General features: G+C 70.3%; 5 protein-coding genes. All 5 read left to right on the top strand.

What is annotated here, in order from left to right:
• The first annotated feature begins 65 nt into the window (after nt 1–65).
• Genes ACSNOB_RS15835 through ACSNOB_RS15815 form a run of 5 tightly spaced genes read left to right on the top strand, consistent with a single transcriptional unit; the run spans nt 66 to nt 5,994 of the window.
• Nucleotides 66–1,025: an ABC transporter permease gene (locus ACSNOB_RS15835; RefSeq protein WP_436687320.1), complete on the top strand. Its 960-nt coding sequence runs from the start codon at nt 66–68 to the stop codon at nt 1,023–1,025.
• Entirely contained in the window at nt 1,025–3,016 is a 1,992-nt protein-coding gene (locus ACSNOB_RS15830) for a dipeptide/oligopeptide/nickel ABC transporter permease/ATP-binding protein (RefSeq protein ID WP_436687319.1), read from the top strand. The genes ACSNOB_RS15835 and ACSNOB_RS15830 overlap by 1 nt, the downstream gene beginning before the upstream one ends.
• Nucleotides 3,013–4,050 (top strand): oligopeptide/dipeptide ABC transporter ATP-binding protein, encoded by a 1,038-nt coding sequence (locus tag ACSNOB_RS15825; RefSeq protein WP_436687318.1) that lies wholly within the window; start codon nt 3,013–3,015, stop codon nt 4,048–4,050. The genes ACSNOB_RS15830 and ACSNOB_RS15825 overlap by 4 nt, the downstream gene beginning before the upstream one ends.
• Nucleotides 4,047–5,000 carry a dihydrodipicolinate synthase family protein gene (locus ACSNOB_RS15820; RefSeq protein WP_436687317.1) on the top strand — a complete coding sequence of 318 codons (954 nt, stop codon included), beginning with the start codon at nt 4,047–4,049 and terminating at the stop codon, nt 4,998–5,000. The genes ACSNOB_RS15825 and ACSNOB_RS15820 overlap by 4 nt, the downstream gene beginning before the upstream one ends.
• A 58-nt stretch (nt 5,001–5,058) precedes the next feature.
• Entirely contained in the window at nt 5,059–5,994 is a 936-nt protein-coding gene (locus tag ACSNOB_RS15815; protein ID WP_436687316.1) for a dihydrodipicolinate synthase family protein, read from the top strand.
• The last annotated feature ends 9 nt before the right edge of the window (nt 5,995–6,003 follow it).

Genomic DNA, 6,003 nt, shown 5'->3' with positions numbered 1-6,003 from the left:
CCCCCCCCCCCCCCCCCCCCCACCCCACCGCCCATCAGCCGGACCCCGCACCAGGAGGTCAACCAGTGGCAGTCGTCGCCAGAATGCTGGTCCGCCGGACACTCATCCTGATCCCGCTGCTGCTGGGTGTCATCCTCTTCGTGTTCATCATCATGCGGTTCTCCAACAACAAACCGGAGTACGCCTACTTCCAGGGCGCCAACCCGACGGCGGAACAGATTCACCAGTTCCAGGTGGAGAACGGCCTGCTCGATCCGTTGCCGGTGCGCTATGCGCGCTTCGTCGGCGACCTGCTCCACGGCGACATGGGCACCAGCGTCCTCACCAAGGCGCCGGTGCTCGACTCGGTCGTGACCGCGCTCCCGCTCACGCTGCAACTGACCTTCCTCGGCCTGTCGGTCGCCGTGACCCTGGCCCTGATCTTCGGCGTCACCGCGGCGATCTTCCGCGACCGCTGGCCCGACCAGCTCATCCGGCTGGTGTCGCTGATCGGCGTCGCCGCGCCGGCGTTCTGGCTGGCCCTGCTGATGATCCAGTGGCTGGCGGTCGACCGTGGCTGGTTCCCGACCAGCGGCTACATCAATCCCGGCGACTCGTTCAGCGGCTGGCTGCGGTCGATGACGCTGCCGGCGCTCTCCCTGTCGCTGCCCGTCGCCGCCCAGCTGACCCGGATCATCCGCACGTCGATGGTCGAGGAGTTGGACAAGGACTACGTCCGCACCGCGATCGGCAGCGGCCTGCCGCCGATCGTCGTGATCGGACGCAACGTCCTGCGCAACGCGTTGATCAACCCGCTGACGGTGCTGGGCCTGCGCATCGGTTACCTGCTCGGTGGCGCGGTGGTCATCGAGACCATCTACTCGCTGCCCGGCATGGGACAGCTCATGATCAACGGCGTCCGCGACGGGGACCCCGCCGTGGTGCAGGGCGTGGTACTCACCATCGCCACCGGCTTCGTCGTGGTGAACCTCGTCGTGGACGTCCTCTACCTGCTGATCAACCCGAGAATCAGGAGCGCAGCGTGATGCGAAGCGGACTCGCGAGGAGACTATCCCGACCGGGAATCGGCTTCCGGCGGCTCGGCGTGCCCTCGTGGATCTCCATCGCCGTTCTCGCCGTGATCGCCCTCGCCGCGCTCCTCGCCCCCGTCCTCGCCCCGCACTCACCGTACGTGCAGCAGGCCGCCGGCGGCGGGCCCAGCACGGCGCACTGGATGGGCCTGGACAGCGCGAACCGCGACATCTTCACCCGACTGCTCTACGGCGCACGGTGGTCACTGCTCATCGGGCTCGGCGCGACCGCCATCGCGCTGGTGTCCGGCGCGGTGATCGGCGCCGTCGCGGCCACGTCGCGCAAGGCCGTCGACGAGGCGATCATGCGCAGCCTCGACGTCGTCATGGCGTTTCCGGGCATCGCGCTCGCCGCCGTGCTGGTCGCCGTCTTCGGTGGCAGCATCCCGGTGCTGGTGCTGGCCATCGCATTCCTCTACATGCCGTCCGTCGCCCGCGTGGTACGCGCGAACGTGCTCGCGCAGTACGGCGAGGACTACGTCGCCGCCGAACGCATCATCGGCGCCCGCACCCCACACATCCTGCTCAAGCACGTGGCGATCAACTGCGCCGCACCCATCCTGGTCTTCTGCACGGTCATGGTGGCCGACGCGATCGTCTTCGAGGCGTCACTGTCGTTCATCGGCGCCGGGGTACGCCCACCGGACCCTTCGTGGGGCAGCGTCATCGCCGACGGCCGGAACATGGTCCTGCTCGGCGGCTGGTGGGCCACGGTCTTCCCCGGCCTGCTGATCCTGATCACCGTCCTCACGCTCAACATCCTCGCCGAGGGCGTCTCCGACGCCTGGGCCGCACCCACCGCCCGCCGCGCCGACCCGGTCAAGAAGGCGAAGGACGTCGACGCGCTTGAGCAGGCAACCCCCGGATCCGGTGAGATCACCGAACTGCCGGGGCTGGCGAAAGCCGCGCAACGTCTGGCCGAACGGGCCCGCCCGCTGCCGCAGGGCGAGCCGATCCTGCAGGTCCAGAACCTCACCATCGGCTTCGAAGGCCGGCACGACGGCGTGGACGTCGTCGACGGCATCACCTTCGACGTGCGCCCCGGCGAGGTGCTCGGCCTCGTCGGCGAATCCGGCTGCGGCAAGTCGCTGACCGCGCTGACCGTCATGGGCCTGCAGCCGCGCGGTGCCCGCATCGGCGGCCGGATCCTCTTCGAAGGCAGGAACCTGCTCACGCTTCCCCGGGCCGCCCGCCGCCGGCTGCTCGGCCACGACATGGCGATGATCTACCAGGACGCACTGTCATCGCTCAACCCCGCGATGACCGTCAAGGCGCAGCTCAAACAGGTCGTCCGCCGGGGCGGACGGCGGAGCCCGACGGAGCTGCTGAAGCTGGTGGGCCTCGATCCCGCGCGCACCCTGGCGGCCTACCCCCACGAACTGTCCGGCGGGCAGCGGCAGCGGGTCCTGATCGCGATGGCCCTCTCGCGCGAACCCAAGCTGATCATCGCTGACGAACCCACCACGGCGCTGGACGTGACCGTGCAGGCGCAGGTGATCCAGCTACTGCTCCGGCTGCGCGCCGAGCTCGGCTTCGCTCTGATCCTGGTCTCGCACGACCTCGCCCTGGTCGCCGACGTGACCGACCGCGTCGTCGTCATGTACGGCGGTCAGATCGTGGAAACCGGCGTCACGGCGACCCTGGTCGGCGCACCCGCACACCACTACGCACGCGGGCTGCTCGGCTCGGTGCTGTCGCTGGAATCCGGCGCGGCGCGGCTGACCCAGATCCGCGGCGTCGTACCAGCCCCGGCCGACTTCCCCAGCGGGTGCCGCTTCGCCGACCGCTGCCCCATGGTCACCGAGATCTGCCGAACCCGGACGCCACGGCTGGCGGGGCAGCGCCACCACGAGGTGGCCTGCCACCACCCGGCGATCGACGTCACGGCGTCCGCCCTCGCCCCCGGCGCGAACGCCGCACCGGCCAGCCCAGCGGAGGCACGATGACTGCGCCAGGCACCCAGAGCCTCGTCGAACTCACCGACGTGCACGTGACGTACAAGGCGCGCTCCGGCGGGCTGTTCCGCCGCGATCACGTCTACGCGCTGACCGCCGCGGATCTCGCCATCGAGGCCGGTGAGACGGTGGGCGTCGTGGGCGAATCCGGCTGCGGCAAGTCGACGCTCGCGAAGGTCCTCGTCGGGCTGGAGAAGCCCACCACGGGCACGGTGCGGTTTCGCGGCCAGGACCTCTGGTCGATGCCGCACTCGGCGCGCCGCGCGGCGATCGGCTCCAGCACCGGGATGGTCTTCCAGGACCCCTCGACGGCGCTCAACCGCCGACTGCCCATCCGGCAGGTGCTACGCGACCCACTCGACGTGCACCGGGTGGGCACCCCCCACCAGCGCGACGAGCGGGTACGTGAGCTGCTCGACCTGGTGGGCCTGCCGCCGAGCGTCGCCGACCTGCTGCCGAGCCAGGTGTCCGGCGGTCAACGCCAGCGGGTCGCGGTGGCCCGCGCGTTGGCGCTACGGCCGCAGCTGCTGATCGCCGACGAGCCGACCAGCGCGCTCGACGTCTCGGTGCGCGCGCAGATCCTGAACCTGCTCCTCGACCTGAAGGAACAGCTCAACCTGGCGATGGTCTTCGTCTCGCACGACATCCAGACGGTGCGGCGAATGAGCGACCGGGTCGTGACGATGTATCTCGGGCGGATCGTCGAGCAGACCCCGGCCGAGGCCGTGCCCGGCCGGGCCCGCCACCCGTACACCCGGGCACTCTTCTCCGCCACTCCCGGTCTGCTCTTCCCGATCGACCCGATCCCGCTGGCCGGACCGGTTCCCTCCGCCACCCGACCGCCCAGCGGATGCCCCTTCCGTACCCGCTGCTGGAAGGCCGACGAGCAGTGCGCCAGGCAGATGCCGGCAGCGCGGACCGACACCGTCGTCCGGCCCGACGATCACCTGTTCCGCTGCCACCACCCGATCCGCGACGGCGCGACCGACCTCGAACTGACCAGCCAAGCCCAGGAGACTGCATGATCACCCACGAACTGTCGCCACAGCGGTCGGCCGCACTGACCGGCGTCATCCCTCCGGTGTCCACCCCACTGACCCCGGACTACGAGGTCGACACCGCATCGTTGACCCGGTTGGTGGACCACCTGCTCGACGGCGGGGTGGATGGGCTGTTCGTCCTCGGCTCCACCTCCGAGGTGGCCTTCCTCCCGGACGGCCACCGCAAGATCGTGCTCGACACCGTCACGCGGCACGTCGCGGGCCAGGTTCCCGTGCTCGCCGGCGTCATCGACATGACCGCCCTGCGTGTGCTGGATCATGCGCGGGTGGCCGTCGAGGCGGGCGTGGACGGGCTCGTGGCCACCGCGCCCTTCTACACCCGCACGCACCCCGCAGAGATCGAGCTGCACTTCCGCACCATCGCGGCGCGCGCGGGCCTGCCGTTGTACGCCTACGACCTGCCGGTCTCGGTGCACAGCAAGCTCGGCGCCGACCTACTGCTCGAACTCGCCAGCGACGGCGTGCTGGCCGGAGTCAAGGACTCCAGTGGTGACGAAGGCGCGATGCGCGGGGTGATCCTCGGGCGACGGGACCGTCGGGACATCGCCTCGTTCAGTGTGCTGACCGGCTCCGAACTCACCGTCGACTCCGCGCTGTGGATGGGTGCCGACGGCGTGGTGCCGGGCCTGGGCAACGTCGACCCACACGGCTACGCCCGGCTGTTCCGCGCGGCATCGGACGGCGACTGGCAGGCCGCGCGAGCCGAACAGGAGCGGCTGCTGCACCTCTTCGAACTCGTCAACGTCGGCAGACCGCGGATGGGGCTGGGTTCGTCCGCGCTGGGAGCGTTCAAGGCCGCACTGTACCTGCGCGGAATCATCGACCATCCGACAACGGCGGTGCCGCAGATCCCGCTGAACGAGGACGAGATCGCCCGGGTCGGAAAATACCTGAGCGCAGGCGGCCTGATGTGAGACCGGGAGACGGCGACCGCGGACATCGGGGCACACCGCAACGGACGAGTCACCAGACGTGGCGCCGGCACTGAGATCGGCAGATCTACGAGGTACGTGGGGGACGCTGCTCCTGCCGTTGCATGCCGACGACACGATCGACTGGGACCGGCTGGCGCACGCTCTCGACGTCCTCGTCGGCGCCGGGCTCGATGGCGTCTACGCGCACGGCACCGCGGGCGAGTTCCACACGCTCGGTGAGGAGGAGTACGACCGGATCAACGAGCTTGTCGCCGACAGGTGCGGGCGCCACCGGGTTCCCTTCCAGATCGGTGCCAGCCACATGAGCGCCCAAACCTGCCTGGACCGGGTCCACCGGGCGCGGGCGTTCGCGCCGAGCGCCGTGCAGGTGACGCTGCCGGACTGGCTGCCACTGTCGCGTACCGAGGTGATCCGGTTCCTGGTCGAAATCGCCTCGGCCGCCAACCCGGTCCCGCTCGTCCTGTACAACCCGCCGCACGCGAAGACCCAGGTTGCCGCCGACAGCTATGCCGCCATTCGCCGGGAGGTGCCGAGCCTCATCGGCATCAAGGTCGCCGGCGGCGACGCCGCGTGGTACGCAGCGATGCGGGAGCATGCGGGCGACCTGGCCATCTTCGTCCCGGGGCATCGCCTGGCGACCGGCCTTCGGCATGGCGCCGCGGGCTCCTACTCGAATGTCGCCGCCCTCAGTCCGACCGGAGCCGTCGCCTGGCAGCGGATGATGGTCGAGGACTCCGGGCGTGGGCTCGATGTGGAGCGCCGGATTCAGCGTTTCCTGGCCGACCACGTCGACCCGCTCGCGCGGCAGGGCTTCGGGAACCCGGCGCTGGACAAGTTCCTCGCTCATCTCGGCGACTGGGCCGAGATCGGCACCCGGGTCCGCTGGCCCTACGCCTCCGTCGCCGAGTCCGCCGCCGAGCGGCTACGTCCGATCGTGCGCGACCGCCTGCCGGAGCTCTTCCTGTCCGGGTAGCGTCGGTGG

This window comes from Micromonospora sp. URMC 106, assembly GCF_051386395.1.
In the GTDB taxonomy this organism is placed as follows: domain Bacteria; phylum Actinomycetota; class Actinomycetes; order Mycobacteriales; family Micromonosporaceae; genus Micromonospora.
This window is presented reverse-complemented; position numbering and strand designations above follow the sequence as displayed.